This window comes from Rhizobium rosettiformans (assembly GCF_016806065.1).
In the GTDB taxonomy this organism is placed as follows: domain Bacteria; phylum Pseudomonadota; class Alphaproteobacteria; order Rhizobiales; family Rhizobiaceae; genus Allorhizobium.
The window spans coordinates 633,000-648,216 of the sequence record NZ_CP032405.1; the positions used below are offsets into that span (position 1 = coordinate 633,000).

A 15,217-nucleotide genomic window follows, 5' to 3' on the forward strand; every position below is an offset into this window, starting at 1 on the left:
TTTCCCAGGATTATGGTCCGGTTATTTCGTAGGTGCGCCCGGCACCGTCTGATTGGGTATAGGGGAATTTTCATGACCAAGGCAATTCTGCGGGTTGCATTTTCGACCGCCCTCGCTGCTGCCTTCTTGTCCAGCACGGCCCTTGCTGCGACGAAATCGCAACTGGTGCTCGCCATCGGCGGCGAGCCTGAAGGTGGTTACGACCCCCTGACGGGTTGGGGACGTTACGGTCATCCGCTTTTTCAATCGACCCTCCTGACCCGCGATGCCGATTTGAAGACGCGCCCCGATCTCGCAACGAAGTGGTCGCTTTCCGATGATCGGCTGACATGGACCATCAGGCTACGGCCGGACACAAAGTTCTCCGATGGTTCGCCGCTCACCGCCGAAGACGTCGCCTTCACCTTCAACGAAGCTGCAAAGATCGGCAGCGCCGCTGACTTGACCGCACTCGAAACCGCCCGCGCCATCGACGACCAGACCGTCGAGATCCGGCTGAAAAAGCCATGGATCACTTTCACCGAGAACTTCTACGCGCTCGGAATAGTGCCCTCGGACAGCTACGGCGAAGGCTATGCGCGCAAGCCCATCGGGTCAGGACCCTACAAGCTCGTCTCCTGGACCGAAGGCCAACAGTTGATCGTCGAGAAAAACCCGAATTATTACGGCGAGACCGGGCCCTTCGAGCGGATCACCTTCCTGTTTACCGAAGAAGACACCAGTCTCGCGGCAGCACAGGCCGGACAGGTGGACATGGTCTCGGTGCCTGCGACGGCCGCCGATGCGGTACCGCAAGGTTTCAAGCAGATCGTTGCCCAGTCGGTCGACAACAGAGGCATCGTCTTCCCTATGGTGAAGGACGAGGGCAAGGTCGTTGGCGAAGGCAAGAAACTCGGCAATGATGTCACGGCCGATCCTGCCATCCGGCGTGCCGTCAATCTCGGGATCGATCGGAACCAATTGGTCGAGGTCGCCCTGCTCGGTCACGGGAGCCCGGCAGCAGGCCCGGCCGATGGTCTGCCCTGGTCCAATCCGGACGCCGCGGTAAGCTTCGACCTCGAGCAGGCAAAGACCGAGCTGGAAAACGCCGGCTGGGTGCTCGGCAACGACGGCATCCGCGTGAAAGATGGCCTGCGGGCCGCATTTCCGATCAACTATCCCGCGTCGGATTCCACCCGACGCATGCTGGCCGAGACCGTGTCTGCACAAATGAAGGCACTCGGCATTGAGGCGACGGCAACTGGCAAGAGCTGGGACGAGATCGGTCGCATCATGCATTCGGAACCTGTGCTGTTCGGCTGGGGCAGCCACTCACCGCTCGAGGTATATAATCTCTATCAGTCCACCCTAAGTGGCGTGGAGTTCTACAACGCAGGCTTCTACGCCAACCCCACCGTCGACCAGCATCTTGCCGCGGCTCAGAGCGCCGAAAGCCTTGAAGCATCCTTCGCCGACTGGCGAAAAGCCGAGTGGGACGGATCGACTGGCTTCGGCACCAAGGGAGACGCGGCCTGGGCCTGGCTCGTCAATCTGGACCATGTTTACTACGTGAACGAATGCCTCGATATTGGCGCGACCCAGATCGAGCCGCACGGCCACGGATGGCCGATTACCGCGATGATGCAGAACTGGAAATGGACGTGTGACTAAGGCGGGGGAAGTCGGCTGGTTCGGGTTGATCGCGGCAAAGGCGATCCGGCTTGTGCTTGTCCTCATGACGGTGGCGATCGTCGCCTTTGCACTGGCCAAGCACTCCCCGGTCGATCCGATCAATGCCTATCTCGGGGCTGATATCGCGCGTGCCGGGCCCGAGCAGAGGGCATTGATTGCCGAGAAATGGGGGCTCGACCAGCCCGCGGCAACGCAGTTCTGGCGCTGGGCCAACAATCTGATGGCTGGCGATCTCGGTTACTCGATGACTTACAACGCGCCTGTCGCCGACGTCCTTGTCTCGAGGTTCAAGGCGTCGCTTCCCCTGATGGGGCTTGCCTGGCTTCTCTCCGGCGTGCTCGGCTTTGCCCTCGGGGTGATTGCCGGTGCTTTTGCTGGATCCTGGGCAGACCGGATTATCCGTGTCTACTCCTATGTGCTCGCCTCGACGCCGACCTTTTGGCTGGCCATCATGCTCCTGGTGATTTTTGCCGTGGGCCTTAATTGGGCGCCGATCTGTTGTGCGACGCCGATCGGCGTTCTGCCGGAAGAGGCAACCATTCTCGATCGCATCAGACACCTCGCCTTGCCGCTCGCCACGCTGAGCGTGCTCGGCATTGCCCAGATCGCGCTGCACACCCGCGCAAAAATGATCGAGATCATGCAATCCGACTACGCACTTTATGCCAAGGCGCAGGGCGCCTCGCGCATGGACATCGCCTTGCATCATGGCGCACGAAATGCAGCGCTCCCGGCGATCACCGTTCTCTTTGCCTCGCTCGGCGAACTCTTCGGCGGCTCGGTTCTCGCCGAACAGGTCTTTTCCTATCCAGGGCTTGGCAAGGCAACCGTGGAAGCCGGCATCCGGGGCGATGTGCCCCTGCTTCTTGCCATCACGCTGGCGCTGACCTTTGTCGTCTTTGTCGGCAACTCGATTGCCGATCTCCTTTACCGGCTGGTCGATCCCCGCATGGCATCGGGAGCGCGCATCGCATGAGTGCCATCCTCGATCTCCCGCCCTCCGCCCCCGACCGCACGCCGGATGGGCACCGAATACGAACGCTGCTCGTCTCTGCCATCGCCGTGCTCGCTTTGGCTGCCGTTCTCGTGTCAACCCATCTCTACGGCGGCTACGGCATTGATGCCGACTTTTCCACGCGCCTGCTCGGGCCGTCGCTGAGCCATCCCGCGGGAACCGATCAGCTCGGGCGCGACATGTTTGCCCGGACCTTGCATGGCCTCGCCTTGAGCTTCTGGGTCGGCTTGATTGCGGCTGCAGGCTCCGTCGTCATCGCCATGCTGCTGGCACTTGCAGCAACCACAGGCGGGCGGCTGGCCGATGAAGCCATCTCCTTCCTGATCGATGCTGCGATGGGACTGCCGCATTTTGTGCTTCTGATCCTCATCTCTTTCGGTCTCGGCGGCGGCACGACGGCGGTGATGATCGCCGTTGCCGTCACCCATTGGCCGCGGCTCACCCGCATTCTGAGAGCCGAGTTGCTGCAACTGCGCCAGGCTGAGTTCGTCCAGGCATCCCGGCACTTCGGCAAATCCTGGTTCTACATCGGTTGGCACCACTTTCTGCCGCATCTGGTGCCGCAACTGCTTGTCGGCCTCGTGCTTCTCTTTCCCCATGCCATCCTGCATGAGGCTGGCCTGACCTTCATCGGCTTCGGACTGGAACCCTCCAAACCCGCCATCGGCGTTCTGCTATCGGATTCGATGCGCTATCTCTCTGCCGGCAAATGGTGGCTTGGTCTGTTTCCGGGGCTGGCATTGCTCCTCGTGGTCCTAAGTTTCGATGCCATCGGCAATGGGCTCCGGCTGCTGACCGATCCCCGGCAGGAGCAGACGTGATGCTTTTAATTGAAAACCTCTCCATTGGCTTCCTGCGCTATGACGGCCTGATCCATCGCAGCGAAGTGCCGGCACTCGACGGCATCGACCTCGAGGTGGATCGCGGCAAGATCCTTGCGCTGGTGGGCGCCTCCGGGGCTGGAAAGAGCCTGCTTGCGCACGCACTCTTCGGCATTTTGCCGGAGAATGCGGTGGTACGCGGCAGCATATCGCTGAACGGGGAGCCGGTTGAAGCGGTGAATGGCGGCAGATGCCAAGGCACGCGCATGGCGCTGGTTCCGCAATCGCTCAGCCATCTCGATCCGCTGGCGCGCTGCGGCAAACAATTGCTGTGGGCCGCCAAACGCAGCGGCAAAGCGAAAACGACGGCAGACCTCGTGAACACCCTTGAGAGTTTCGGCCTCGATGCCGAGGTCATGCGGCTTTATCCGCATCAGGTCTCCGGCGGCATGGCGCGCCGCCTGCTTCTCACCATCGCCACCATCGGAGAGCCGGATCTGATCGTCGCCGACGAGCCGACAAGCGGGCTCGATCCGGACGCTGCGGACAACGTGCTTCGTCATCTGCGCCGCCTTGCCGATGGCGGCAAGGCCGTGTTGCTGATTACCCATGATCTCGTCACCGCCGTCTCCCATGCCGATCGGGTCGCGATTCTGGAACAGGGCAGATTGCTCGGCATCGAGCCGGCCAATGCGTTTTCCGATGATGGCAGACGGCTGACGCTGCCTTATGCAACAGCGCTGTGGCTTGCCATGCCAGGAAACCAGTTCACGACCGCACCGCTTGAGCGGGAGGCCGCGCGTGCTTGAGGTGAGAGGCGTTGAGTTCGGCTTTGGCAAAGCAGAGCCCATCCTTGATGGGGTATCGCTAACGCTTAAAGAAGGCGAGATCATCGGCCTTGCCGGCCCCTCCGGCACTGGAAAATCGACGCTAGGGCGCATCGTGGCGGGCTATCTGAAGCCGCAGAAGGGAGAGGTTCTCCTCGATGGCACCACCCCTGCCCCCGGCTACCGCGGGGTTCAGCACATTCACCAGTCCTCGGTCTTCGCCGTTAATCCGCGATGGCGTCTGGGTCGGATCATTGCGGAAGCCTGGCAGCCGGATGATCAGACGCTGGATGCCATCGGCGTGTCGCGGACCTGGTTCGACCGCTACCCGCATGAAATCTCGGGTGGAGAGCTGCAACGGGTGGTCCTTGCAAGGGCGCTTGGCCCCGACACCCGCTTCCTGGTCGCCGACGAAGTGTCCGCCATGCTTGACCCGATCACCCAGGTGGAAATCTGGTCCTTCCTGATGGAGCGCTGCTGCCAGGGCCTCGGCATCCTGGCGATCAGCCATGATGCCGCCTTGCTGAAGCGGGTGAGTTCAAGGCAGCTCAAACTCGGCAATGGGAGCTTGATGCCGCTGGTCGTTTGAGGCCTTGGCAACTTGCTCTTCAGCTAGCCTTGTCTCTGATGTGATTGATAATCGACGAAAAATCTTCGCCGCCGTGCCCGAGCTGGTCGAAGAGTTCATAAAGCTCTGTCGCATGTGCACCGAGGGCCGTAGCCGCACCGGTCGATTTCGCCGCTTCCTGCGATAACCGCATGTCTTTCAGCATCAGGGCGGCGGCAAAGCCCGGCTTGTAGTCCCGGTTTGCAGGCGATGTCGGAACGGGACCCGGAACCGGGCAGTTCGTGCTGATCGCCCAGCACTGGCCCGATGACGTCGAGGCCACGTCGAACAGGGCCTGATGCGAGACCCCGAGCTTTTCCCCAAGTACGAAGGCCTCGCAGACCCCCGCCATGGTGATCCCGAGGATCATGTTGTTGCAGATCTTGGCCGCTTGGCCGGCACCGGCCGAACCGCAATGCACGACCCGCCGTCCCATGGCTTCCAGCACCGGCCGACCCCGGTTCAAAGCATCCGGCTCCCCACCGACCATGAAGGTCAGCGTGGCCGCACTCGCCCCCGTCGTTCCGCCCGACACCGGCGCGTCGAGCGACAGGTAGCCGGCCTCGTAGGCAAGCGCATGGGACTTGCGGGCACTGTCTACGTCGATCGTCGAACAGTCGATCAGCAGTGTCCCCTTGCCGACGGCTTCGGCCAGCTCGCTCCAGACCGACAGGACATGGTGGCCGGCAGGCAGCATGGTGATGACGATGGTGGCTCCGCCGACGGCTTGCGCAGCACTTTCGCAAAGCGTGATGCCGTTCTCCGTCGCGGCCTTCCTGGCTGGTTCGGAAAGATCGAAGCCCCGGACCGGATACCCCGCCTTTACGAGATTGGCCGCCATCGGCCCTCCCATATTGCCAAGACCAATGAAGGCGATAGTCTCAACCATGCCGTTTCCTCCCTCTGTAAACGTCAGTCCCTGGATGATGTCCATTTGGAATCCTACAGGTTCCGCGCAATCACCATCCGCTGCACATCGCTTGTGCCTTCATAGATCTGGCAGATACGGGCATCCCGGTAGATCCGCTCAACCGGATAATCCCGCATATAGCCGTAGCCACCATGGATCTGGATAGCATCCGAGCAGACCCGCTCGGCGATTTCGGAAGCGAAGAGCTTCGCCATTGAAGCCTGGGAGATGCAGGGAATGCCCGCCTCGCGCAGCGAAGCTGCATGCCAGACGAGCTGCCGCGCTGCCTCGATCTGTGTCGCCATATCGGCGAGACGGAAGGCGACTCCCTGATGTTCGGCGATTGCTTTGCCGAAGGCCTTTCGCTCACCGGCATAGTCGCGTGCCGCCTCGAAAGCCGCCTGCGCCATGCCGACCGATTGTGCGGCGATCCCGATACGCCCTCCTTCCAGATTGGAAAGCGCGATACGATAACCTTCCCCCTCCTCGCCGAGCCTGTTCTCGACGGGGATCTTCATCCCGTTGAAGGCGATCTGGCAGGTGTCTGACGCGTTGAGACCGAGCTTCTCCTCGACACGCAGGACCTCGTAGCCCGGTGTATCCGTCGGCACGATGAAGGCCGTGATCCCGGTCTTGCCCGCGCTGGGATCGGTCACGGCAAACACGATGATGACATGGCCGTTCTTGCCAGAGGTGATGAACTGCTTGGCACCGTCGATGACGTAATGGTCACCCTCACGCCGTGCCCGGGTTTTGAGGTTGGAGGCATCCGATCCGGCCTGAGGTTCCGTCAGGGCAAAGCCGCCGATCCATTCGCCTGAGGCCAGTTTCGGCAGGAAGCGCTGCTGCTGCTCTTCCGTCCCGAATTTCAGGATCGGCACACACCCGACCGAGCTGTGGACACTCATGATCGTCGAGCAGGCGCCATCGCCGGCGGCAATTTCCTCGACCGCAATCGCATAGGCAAGCACGCCCGTATCCGAGCCGCCATAGGCTTCCGGCACCAGCATGCCAAGCAGCCCCAGCTCACCCATCTCGGTCAGTTCCTCACGTGGGAAACGGTGTTGCCGGTCGCGTTCGGCGGCACCTGGGGCAAGCCGCTCGCGGGCGAAGCTGCGGGTCATGTCCAGTATCTGCTGTTGAAGCTCCGAAAGGATCATGGGTCTCCTCCAATCACGCCCGCTCGATGGCAATCGCCGTGGCTTCGCCGCCACCGATGCACAAGGCTGCCATGCCGCGTTTCAGATCGTAGCGTTCGAGCGCCGCAATCAGCGTCACCAGGATCCGCGCGCCCGAGGCGCCGATCGGATGACCGAGCGCGCAGGCACCGCCGTGAACATTGACCTTGTCATGCGGCAGATCGAGATCGCGCATCGCGGCCATGGCGACGACGGCGAAGGCTTCATTGATTTCAAACAGGTCGACCTCAGACAGCGGCAGGCCTATGCGATCGGAGAGCTTCTGCAGGGCACTGATCGGCGCCGTGGCGAAGAGGCTGGGCGCCTGCGCATGCGTGGCATGCCCCAGGATCGTGGCAAGGGGGCTAAGACCGCGCCGCTCCGCTTCCGAGCGGCGCATCAGGACGAGTGCTGCAGCACCATCGGAGATCGAGCTGGAATTGGCAGCCGTTACCGTACCGCCGTCGCGGAAGGCGGGCTTCAGGGTTGGGATCTTCTCCGGCTTTGCCTTGCCCGGCTGCTCGTCGCGACTGACCACCTGCTCCGCCTTGCCTGCTTTGACAACCACCGGCACGACTTCGCGATCGAAGCTGCCATCGGCAATCGCCTTCATCGCCCGCGTCAGCGAGGCAACGGCATAGGCATCCTGTGCCTCACGCGTAAACTGGTAGGCCTCGGCGCAGTCTTCGGCGAAGGCACCCATCAGCCGGCCCTTGTCATAGGCATCCTCGAGCCCGTCGAGAAACATGTGGTCGAGCACCCGCCCATGACCGAGGCGGTAACCAGCGTGGGCGCGATCCAGCAGATACGGCGCGTTGGTCATGCTCTCCATGCCGCCGGCCACCGCAATCGACGCGCTGCCACCGGCAATCAGGTCATGGGCGAGCATGGTCGCCTTCATGCCCGACCCACACATCTTGTTGATGGTCGTCGCACCCGCCGAGACAGGAAGACCGGCACCGATCGCGGCCTGCCGTGCCGGCGCTTGGCCCTGGCCGGCCGGCAGAACACAGCCGAACAGGATCTCTTCGACGGCCTCGACCGGAAGCCCACTACGATCAAGCGCCGCCCGGATGGCGGCAGCACCGAGCTCAGGCGCCGTCATACCTTGAAGCTCGCCCTGAAAACCGCCGATCGGGGTTCGGGCGGAACCGACGATGACAATGGGATCGTGCAAGTTCATCTTTCCTCCTGCGGCAGCGGTCAGCGCGCGCCCATGCGGATGGCGCCGTCGAGACGGATGACCTCGCCGTTCAGCATGGTATTTTCAACGATATGGCGGACAAGGGCTGCGAATTCGGCCGGTCTGCCGAGCCGGGGCGGAAACGGCACGCTCTCCGCCAGACTTTCGCGCACCTGCTCCGGCATCCCGGCCATCATCGGCGTCTCGAACACACCCGGCGCAATTGCCATCACCCGGATGCCAAACCGTGCGAGTTCACGGGCGATCGGCAGGGTCATGGCGGCGATCCCGCCTTTGGACGCAGCATAGGCCGCCTGACCGATCTGGCCGTCAAAGGCGGCCACGGAGGCGGTATTGATAATGACGCCACGCTCACCCTCGGCATCGGGTTCGTTTCTCTGGATCGCGGCAGCGGCAAGCCGGATCATGTTGAAGGTGCCGACGAGATTGACCCCGATCGTCCGTGAAAAGCTCTCCAGCCCGTGCGGCCCGTCGCGACCGACGACCTTCTCCGCAGGGGCGACACCTGCGCAGTTGATCAATCCCCGCAGGCTGCCGAAGGTGCTGGTCGCAGCACCGACAGCCCTTGCGGCATCATCCGCACGGGTGACATCGGTTTCGATGAAGCGCACGTTTTCACCGAGTTCCCGCGCCAGAGACTGACCGCGATCCCGATCGAGATCGGCAATCACCACGCGGCCGCCAGCCGCGACGATCATGCGCGCGGTAGCGGCCCCGAGACCGGAGCAACCGCCCGTCACGATGAAACCGGCATTCTCAATGCGCATCGAATCTCCTCCCAGAGGCGGTAGCAGTCTCCCATTTGGAACCAAACTCTATCGCGTTTCAGTGTTGCAACCGATGACGAAATAGATCCATTATTACGGCCAGTTTTGCCACTCAGGGAGGGTCAGACAGCAGTCATGGCCGACATGGAACGACACCTGATCTCGACCGGCTTCGTAGAGGAGGCACTCGACAGCCTAAGACGTGCCGGGCGGCCGACCGAACCGCTCCTGTCTCGGCTCGGCCTTCCAGCTGTCGTCGACAAGCCGGTCTCGACCCAGACCTTCGGCCGCTTGTGGTTGGCGATAGCCGAGGAACTGAACGACGAGTGTTTCGGCCTCGGCGAGCGGCCCATGCCACGCGGCAGCTTCACGCTTCTCTGCCATTGCGTCATGCATGCGCCGACGCTCGACCGCGCGCTGCGGCGGGCGCTGCGGTTCTTGAATGTCGTCCTGGGCGAACCGACCGGGCGGCTCCTCGTCCGTGACGGCACGGCGGTGATCGAGCTTTGCGACACCGGCAAACCCCGCTCCGCCTTCGCCTATCGCAGCTACTGGATCATTCTGCATGGATTGACCTGCTGGCTGGTGGGGCGCCGCATACCCATTCGCCTCGTCGATTTCCGCTGCAGCGAACCGGAGTTGAGCGCCGAGCACCGGCTTTTCTTCGGCGCTCCCATCCGCTTTTCACAACCGGTGAGCCGCCTCGGCTTCGATGCGTCGCTGCTCGATTTGCCGATCTCCCGCAACGAGCAGGCCTTGCGGCAATTCCTCCGAGGAGCACCGGCCAATATCCTGATCCGATATCGATACGACGCAGGCACGGCAGCGGCAGTCCGGCGTCGGTTGGGCCAGAAAGGGCCGACCGAGTGGGGCAGTTTTGCAGACCTCGCCCGAGAGATGCGCATGTCGTCTTCGACGCTTCGCCATCGGCTGCACGACGAGGGTCAAAGTTATGCCGGCATCAAGGACGACATCCGCCGCGACCTCGCACGCGACATGCTGATCAACACGCCACAGACCGTCAGCGATATTGCCGCCGGTCTTGGTTATTCCGAACCGAGCGCCTTTTACCGCGCCTTCAAGAAATGGATGGGCGAAAGCCCCGAGGCATTCCGCCGGAGCGCAAGATCCATGCAGCTCGCCTAGCGGAAGCACGGGCCCTCATCGCACCTATGGCAAAACTGCCCAAAAAATTCGAGGCATTTTTGTCATGGCTTGCCACTCGCAAGACGCATACCATCCTCCTTGATTGACACGCTTCCGGGGAGAGAAGCAGTCTTCACGGGAGGAAATCGATGGTGGAACCCGCTCACCTGAGCCTGCATGTCCCCGAACCCGCCGTTCGGCCGGGTGGAGAACCGGACTTTTCCAACGTCAAAATAGCCAAGGCAGGTGCGGTGCCCCGGCCGCCCGTTGATGCGGCCGCAGAAGACATCCGCGACCTTGCCTATTCGATCATCCGCGTTCTGAACCGCGACGGCGAGGCCGTCGGCCCCTGGGCAGGTCTGCTGACAGACGACGAACTGCGAAACGGCCTTCGCCACATGATGACGCTCAGGGCCTTCGACGCCCGGATGCTGATGGCACAGCGCCAGGGCAAGACGTCCTTCTACATGCAGCATCTCGGCGAAGAAGCCGTCAGCTGCGCCTTCCGCAAGGCCCTGCAGAAGGGCGATATGAACTTCCCGACCTATCGGCAGGCCGGACTTCTGATCGCCGATGACTATCCGATGGTCGAGATGATGAACCAGATCTTCTCGAACGAGGCAGATCCTCTGCGCGGGCGGCAATTGCCGATCATGTATTCCTCTAGGGAACATGGCTTCTTCACCATTTCCGGCAATCTCGCCACCCAGTATGTCCAGGCCGTCGGCTGGGCGATGGCTTCGGCGATCAAGAACGACAGCCGCATAGCGGCTGCGTGGATCGGTGACGGTTCGACAGCCGAGTCGGATTTTCATTCGGCTCTGGTTTTCGCCTCGACCTACCGGGCGCCTGTGGTCCTCAATGTCGTCAACAATCAGTGGGCGATCTCCACCTTTCAGGGCATAGCCCGAGGCGGCTCGGGCACCTTTGCCGCCCGAGGCCTTGGCTTCGGCATTCCAGCGCTCAGGGTCGACGGAAACGACTATCTCGCGGTCTATGCGGTTGCATGTTGGGCCGCCGAACGGGCACGGCGCAATCTGGGCCCGACACTTGTCGAATACGTGACCTACCGTGTCGGCGCCCATTCGACCTCCGACGATCCGAGCGCTTACCGGCCGAAAACCGAATCCGAAGCCTGGCCACTCGGCGATCCGGTTCTGCGCCTGAAGAAGCATCTGATCGTCCGCGGCGCCTGGTCCGAGGAACGGCATGTCCAGGCCGAAGCCGAAATCATGGATGAGGTGATCACGGCCCAGCGCAAGGCGGAAGAACACGGCACGCTGCATGCCGGTGGCAAGCCATCGGTGCGGGACATCTTCGAAGGCGTCTATGCCGAAATGCCGCCGCATCTGCGCCGCCAGCGACAGCAGGCAGGATACTGACATGGCCAGAATGACGATGATCGAAGCGGTACGCAGCGCCATGGACGTCTCCATGGAACGCGACGACGACGTAGTCGTGTTCGGGGAGGACGTCGGCTACTTCGGCGGGGTATTCCGCTGTACCCAGGGGCTGCAGGCAAAATATGGAAAGACCCGCTGCTTCGACACGCCGATCAACGAATCCGGCATCGTGGGGGCCGCGATCGGCATGGCGGCCTATGGCCTGAAGCCCTGCGTCGAGATCCAGTTCGCCGATTACATGTATCCCGCCTATGACCAGCTGACCCAGGAGGCGGCCCGCATCCGCTATCGGTCGAATGGCGATTTCACCTGCCCGATCGTCGTGCGCATGCCAACCGGCGGCGGCATTTTCGGCGGACAGACCCACAGCCAGAGCCCGGAAGCCCTGTTCACCCATGTCTGCGGTCTGAAAGTGGTTGTACCGTCCAATCCCTATGATGCCAAGGGACTGCTGACCGCTGCGATCGCCGATCCGGATCCGGTCATTTTTCTGGAGCCCAAGCGCCTCTATAACGGCCCCTTCGACGGCCATCACGACCGGCCGGTGACGCCCTGGTCCCGCCATGACCTGGGCGAGGTGCCGGAAGGCTACTACACGATCCCGATCGGCAAGGCAGACATCCGCCGCGAAGGTTCCGCCGTGACCGTGGTCACCTACGGCACCATGGTGCATGTGGCGCTGGCCGCAGCCGAGGAGACCGGCATCGACGCCGAAGTGATCGACCTTCGCAGCCTCATGCCGCTCGATCTCGATACGATCGTCAAATCCGTCGCCAAGACCGGTCGCTGCGTCGTGGTGCATGAGGCGACACTGACCTCCGGTTTCGGCGGCGAAATCGCGGCACTGGTGCAGGAGCATTGCTTCTACCATCTCGAAGCGCCGGTCATGCGCGTCGCCGGTTGGGACACGCCTTATCCGCATGCGCAGGAATGGGACTATTTCCCAGGGCCTGCGCGGGTCGGCCGCGCACTCATCGACGTCATGGAGGCCTAAGCCATGGGCGAATTCACGATCAAGATGCCCGATGTCGGCGAAGGCGTGGCCGAGGCGGAGCTTGTCGAGTGGATGGTGAAGATCGGCGATCATGTGCGCGAGGACATGATGGTGGCCGCCGTGATGACCGACAAGGCGACCGTGGAAATCCCCACTCCCGTCAGTGGCACCGTCCTCTGGCTTGGCGGCGACGTGGGTGACACGATCGCGGTCAAGGCACCCCTCATACGGATTGCAACGGACAGTGCAGGCGATGAGCCGGCGGCACCGGAGACGTCAGACATTCCGACACCCCCGCCGCAGGAGAGCACGACAGCCGAACCGCCGCGCATGCCGGCTAAGGCCCCGCCAGCAGCGCCCGCCACACCTCCAGCGCGTCAGCCCTCGCCCGAATTCGACAAGCCGCTCGCGGCCCCCTCGGTCCGCCTGCTGGCCCGTGAGAATGGCATCGACCTGCGCCTGTTGCGGGGAACCGGGCCAGCCGGACGCATCCTGCGCGAGGATGTCGAGCAGTATCTTGCCCGCGGTGCCGATCCAGCCCCTGCGGTCTCCGGCCTCGCCAAGAAAACCTCCCGCGAGGAGATCAAGCTGACCGGCCTTCGACGCCGGATCGCCGAGAAGATGGTTGTCTCCACCTCGCGCATTCCCCACATCACTTATGTGGAGGAAGTGGACGTAACGGCGCTTGAAGAACTGCGCACCAAGATGAATGCCGAACGCCGGCCCGACCAGCCGAAGCTGACGCTCCTGCCCTTCCTGATGCGCGCCATGGTCAAGGCGGTCGTTGAGCAGCCGGATGTCAACGCGACCTTCGACGACGACGCCGGAATGCTCACCCGTTTCGGCGCGGTGCATATCGGCATCGCAACCCAGACAGCGGCGGGTCTAGCCGTTCCGGTGGTAAAACACGCGGAGGCACGCGGCATCTGGGATTGCGCGACCGAAATGAACCGGCTCGCCGAAGCCACCCGCGCCGGCACGGCGACGCGAGACGAGCTGACCGGCTCGACCATCACCATCTCCTCGCTCGGCGCGCTGGGTGGCATCGTCTCGACCCCCGTCATCAACCACCCGGAAGTTGCCATCGTCGGCGTCAACAAGATTGCCGTCCGACCGATATGGGACGGCACACAGTTTGTGCCGCGCAAGATGATGAACCTGTCTTCCAGCTTCGATCACCGCATCGTCGATGGCTGGAACGCCGCCACCTTCGTCCAGCGCCTGCGGGTGTTGATGGAGACGCCCGCGCTGATCTTTATCGAAGGCTGACCCATGAAAGAGATTTCCTGCAAACTTCTTATCATCGGTGCTGGCCCCGGCGGCTATGTCTGCGCCATCAAGGCAGGCCAGCTCGGCATCGATACCGTCATCGTCGAACAGGGCCGTCCTGGCGGCACTTGCCTGACGATCGGCTGCATCCCGTCCAAGGCGCTCATTCATGCAGCAGAGACTTTCGACAAGGCCCGTGCGCTGTCCTCCGGCGAGAACGCTCTGGGCATTCGCGTCGAGGGCGCCTCGATCGATCTGTCCAAAACCATGGCCTGGAAGGACGCCATCGTCGGTCGGCTGACCGGCGGCGTCTCCGGCCTCCTGCAGAAGGCACGGGTGAAGATCGTTCACGGTCACGCGCGCTTCCGTGACGGCAAGACGGTGGAGGTAGAGACCGAGACCGGCCTGCAGGTCATCCGCACGGAGACCGTTGTCATCGCCACGGGCTCCGATCCCGTCGAGCTTCCCGCCCTTCCTTTCGGCGGCAAGGTCATTTCCTCAACCGAGGCGCTGTCCCTGACGGAGCTGCCCAAGCGCCTCGTTGTCGTCGGCGGCGGCTATATCGGGCTGGAACTCGGTACCGCCTTCGCCAGAATGGGCTCCGAGGTCACCGTGGTCGAGGCGACATCGCAGATCCTGCCGCTCTACGACGCCGATCTGGTCAAACCAGTTCTGCGCAGGCTTGGCGAACGCGGCATCAAGGTGATGATGGATGCGCGAGCCGTCGGGCTTTCCGACACAGGCGAGGCGCTGGTTGTCGAGACTGCCCAGGGACGGCGCGAACTACCGGCAGATCGCATTCTGGTCGCCATCGGGCGACGGCCGCGCACCACCGGTTCTGGCCTCGAAGAACTCGATCTCGACCGGATCGGCTCGTTCCTGCAGGTCGATGACCGCTGCCACACATCCATGCGCGGGGTCTACGCGATCGGCGACGTCACGGGTGAACCGATGCTGGCGCATCGGGCCATGGCACAGGGCGAGATGGTCGCCGAGATCATCGCCGGGCGCAAGCGCGCCTGGGACAAGCGCTGCATACCCGCCATCTGCTTCACCGATCCCGAAATCGTCAGCGCCGGTCTTCTGCCGGATGAAGCCCGTGGCCATGGATTCGATGTGAAGGTCGGCCAGTTCCCCTTCACAGCCAATGGACGGGCGATGACGGTGGAGGATGAACATGGGTTCGTGCGTGTCGTGGCGCGTGCGGATACGCATGTAGTGCTTGGCCTGCAGGCCGTCGGCGCGGGTGTCTCCGAATTTGCCTCGACCTTTGCCATCGCCATCGAAATGGGTGCGCGGCTGGAGGATATCGCAGCCACCATTCATGCCCACCCCACACGCGGCGAAGCCCTGCAGGAAGCCGCACTCAAGGCGCTCGGCCACGCACTGCATATCTGACCGGCCT

General features: G+C 62.9%; 14 protein-coding genes. 10 read left to right on the forward strand and 4 right to left on the reverse strand.

The features are described from left to right. Positions 1–72: 72 nt before the first annotated feature. The 5 genes from D4A92_RS03130 to D4A92_RS03150 are packed head-to-tail and all read left to right on the forward strand — an operon-like array spanning position 73 to position 4,923. On the forward strand, positions 73–1,650 hold the full coding sequence (locus D4A92_RS03130; RefSeq protein ID WP_203018049.1) for an ABC transporter substrate-binding protein: 1,578 nt from the start codon (positions 73–75) through the stop codon (positions 1,648–1,650). Next, positions 1,643–2,647 (forward strand): ABC transporter permease, encoded by a 1,005-nt coding sequence (locus D4A92_RS03135; RefSeq protein WP_246754021.1) that lies wholly within the window; start codon positions 1,643–1,645, stop codon positions 2,645–2,647. The genes D4A92_RS03130 and D4A92_RS03135 overlap by 8 nt, the downstream gene beginning before the upstream one ends. Continuing rightward, positions 2,644–3,507: an ABC transporter permease gene (locus D4A92_RS03140; protein ID WP_203018050.1), complete on the forward strand. Its 864-nt coding sequence runs from the start codon at positions 2,644–2,646 to the stop codon at positions 3,505–3,507. The genes D4A92_RS03135 and D4A92_RS03140 overlap by 4 nt, the downstream gene beginning before the upstream one ends. Further along, positions 3,507–4,316 (forward strand): ATP-binding cassette domain-containing protein, encoded by an 810-nt coding sequence (locus D4A92_RS03145; protein WP_203018051.1) that lies wholly within the window; start codon positions 3,507–3,509, stop codon positions 4,314–4,316. Before D4A92_RS03140 ends, D4A92_RS03145 begins: the two co-directional genes overlap by 1 nt. Next, positions 4,309–4,923, forward strand: coding sequence for an ABC transporter ATP-binding protein (locus tag D4A92_RS03150; RefSeq protein WP_203018052.1), 615 nt, complete (start codon positions 4,309–4,311; stop codon positions 4,921–4,923). The genes D4A92_RS03145 and D4A92_RS03150 overlap by 8 nt, the downstream gene beginning before the upstream one ends. Positions 4,924–4,942: 19 nt before the next feature. On the opposite strand, the gene mmsB is transcribed toward D4A92_RS03150, so the two are convergent. Genes mmsB through D4A92_RS03170 form a run of 4 tightly spaced genes read right to left on the reverse strand, consistent with a single transcriptional unit; the run spans position 4,943 to position 9,000 of the window. Continuing rightward, complete coding sequence (gene mmsB, locus D4A92_RS03155; protein WP_203019824.1) at positions 4,943–5,830, reverse strand: 3-hydroxyisobutyrate dehydrogenase; 888 nt, start codon at positions 5,828–5,830, stop codon at positions 4,943–4,945. 53 nt (positions 5,831–5,883) lie between these two features. Further along, positions 5,884–7,011 (reverse strand): acyl-CoA dehydrogenase family protein, encoded by a 1,128-nt coding sequence (locus D4A92_RS03160; RefSeq protein ID WP_203018054.1) that lies wholly within the window; start codon positions 7,009–7,011, stop codon positions 5,884–5,886. A gap of 13 nt (positions 7,012–7,024) precedes the next feature. After that, the gene (locus tag D4A92_RS03165) at positions 7,025–8,212 is read right to left on the reverse strand and encodes an acetyl-CoA C-acyltransferase (RefSeq protein ID WP_203018055.1); all 1,188 of its coding nucleotides are present in this window, start codon (positions 8,210–8,212) and stop codon (positions 7,025–7,027) included. Between the two features lie 20 nt (positions 8,213–8,232). Then, entirely contained in the window at positions 8,233–9,000 is a 768-nt protein-coding gene (locus tag D4A92_RS03170; protein ID WP_203018056.1) for a 3-hydroxyacyl-CoA dehydrogenase, read from the reverse strand. 135 nt (positions 9,001–9,135) lie between these two features. Between D4A92_RS03170 and D4A92_RS03175 the strand changes: the two genes are divergently transcribed. From D4A92_RS03175 to lpdA, 5 genes are all read left to right on the forward strand, one after another. Next, positions 9,136–10,146: an AraC family transcriptional regulator gene (locus D4A92_RS03175; protein WP_203018057.1), complete on the forward strand. Its 1,011-nt coding sequence runs from the start codon at positions 9,136–9,138 to the stop codon at positions 10,144–10,146. Positions 10,147–10,295: 149 nt separating this feature from the next. After that, positions 10,296–11,528 carry a 3-methyl-2-oxobutanoate dehydrogenase (2-methylpropanoyl-transferring) subunit alpha gene (locus tag D4A92_RS03180; RefSeq protein ID WP_203018058.1) on the forward strand — a complete coding sequence of 411 codons (1,233 nt, stop codon included), beginning with the start codon at positions 10,296–10,298 and terminating at the stop codon, positions 11,526–11,528. 1 nt (position 11,529) lies between these two features. Beyond that, complete coding sequence (locus D4A92_RS03185) at positions 11,530–12,543, forward strand: alpha-ketoacid dehydrogenase subunit beta (protein ID WP_203018059.1); 1,014 nt, start codon at positions 11,530–11,532, stop codon at positions 12,541–12,543. 3 nt (positions 12,544–12,546) lie between these two features. Beyond that, entirely contained in the window at positions 12,547–13,812 is a 1,266-nt protein-coding gene (locus D4A92_RS03190; RefSeq protein ID WP_203018060.1) for a dihydrolipoamide acetyltransferase family protein, read from the forward strand. Between the two features lie 3 nt (positions 13,813–13,815). Next, on the forward strand, positions 13,816–15,210 hold the full coding sequence (gene lpdA, locus D4A92_RS03195) for a dihydrolipoyl dehydrogenase (protein ID WP_203018061.1): 1,395 nt from the start codon (positions 13,816–13,818) through the stop codon (positions 15,208–15,210). Positions 15,211–15,217 lie beyond the last annotated feature (7 nt).

Excerpts from the sequence above, each read along its gene's own strand:
- D4A92_RS03130 (WP_203018049.1), top strand. The coding sequence starts at position 73 with ATGACCAAGGCAATTCTGCGGGTTGCATTTTCGACCGCCCTCGCTGCT.
- D4A92_RS03140 (WP_203018050.1), top strand. The coding sequence starts at position 2,644 with ATGAGTGCCATCCTCGATCTCCCGCCCTCCGCCCCCGACCGCACGCCG.
- D4A92_RS03145 (WP_203018051.1), top strand. The coding sequence starts at position 3,507 with ATGCTTTTAATTGAAAACCTCTCCATTGGCTTCCTGCGCTATGACGGC.
- mmsB (WP_203019824.1), bottom strand. The coding sequence starts at position 5,830 with ATGGTTGAGACTATCGCCTTCATTGGTCTTGGCAATATGGGAGGGCCG.
- D4A92_RS03160 (WP_203018054.1), bottom strand. The coding sequence starts at position 7,011 with ATGATCCTTTCGGAGCTTCAACAGCAGATACTGGACATGACCCGCAGC.
- D4A92_RS03165 (WP_203018055.1), bottom strand. The coding sequence starts at position 8,212 with ATGAACTTGCACGATCCCATTGTCATCGTCGGTTCCGCCCGAACCCCG.
- D4A92_RS03170 (WP_203018056.1), bottom strand. The coding sequence starts at position 9,000 with ATGCGCATTGAGAATGCCGGTTTCATCGTGACGGGCGGTTGCTCCGGT.
- D4A92_RS03175 (WP_203018057.1), top strand. The coding sequence starts at position 9,136 with ATGGCCGACATGGAACGACACCTGATCTCGACCGGCTTCGTAGAGGAG.
- D4A92_RS03180 (WP_203018058.1), top strand. The coding sequence starts at position 10,296 with ATGGTGGAACCCGCTCACCTGAGCCTGCATGTCCCCGAACCCGCCGTT.
- D4A92_RS03185 (WP_203018059.1), top strand. The coding sequence starts at position 11,530 with ATGGCCAGAATGACGATGATCGAAGCGGTACGCAGCGCCATGGACGTC.
- D4A92_RS03190 (WP_203018060.1), top strand. The coding sequence starts at position 12,547 with ATGGGCGAATTCACGATCAAGATGCCCGATGTCGGCGAAGGCGTGGCC.
- lpdA (WP_203018061.1), top strand. The coding sequence starts at position 13,816 with ATGAAAGAGATTTCCTGCAAACTTCTTATCATCGGTGCTGGCCCCGGC.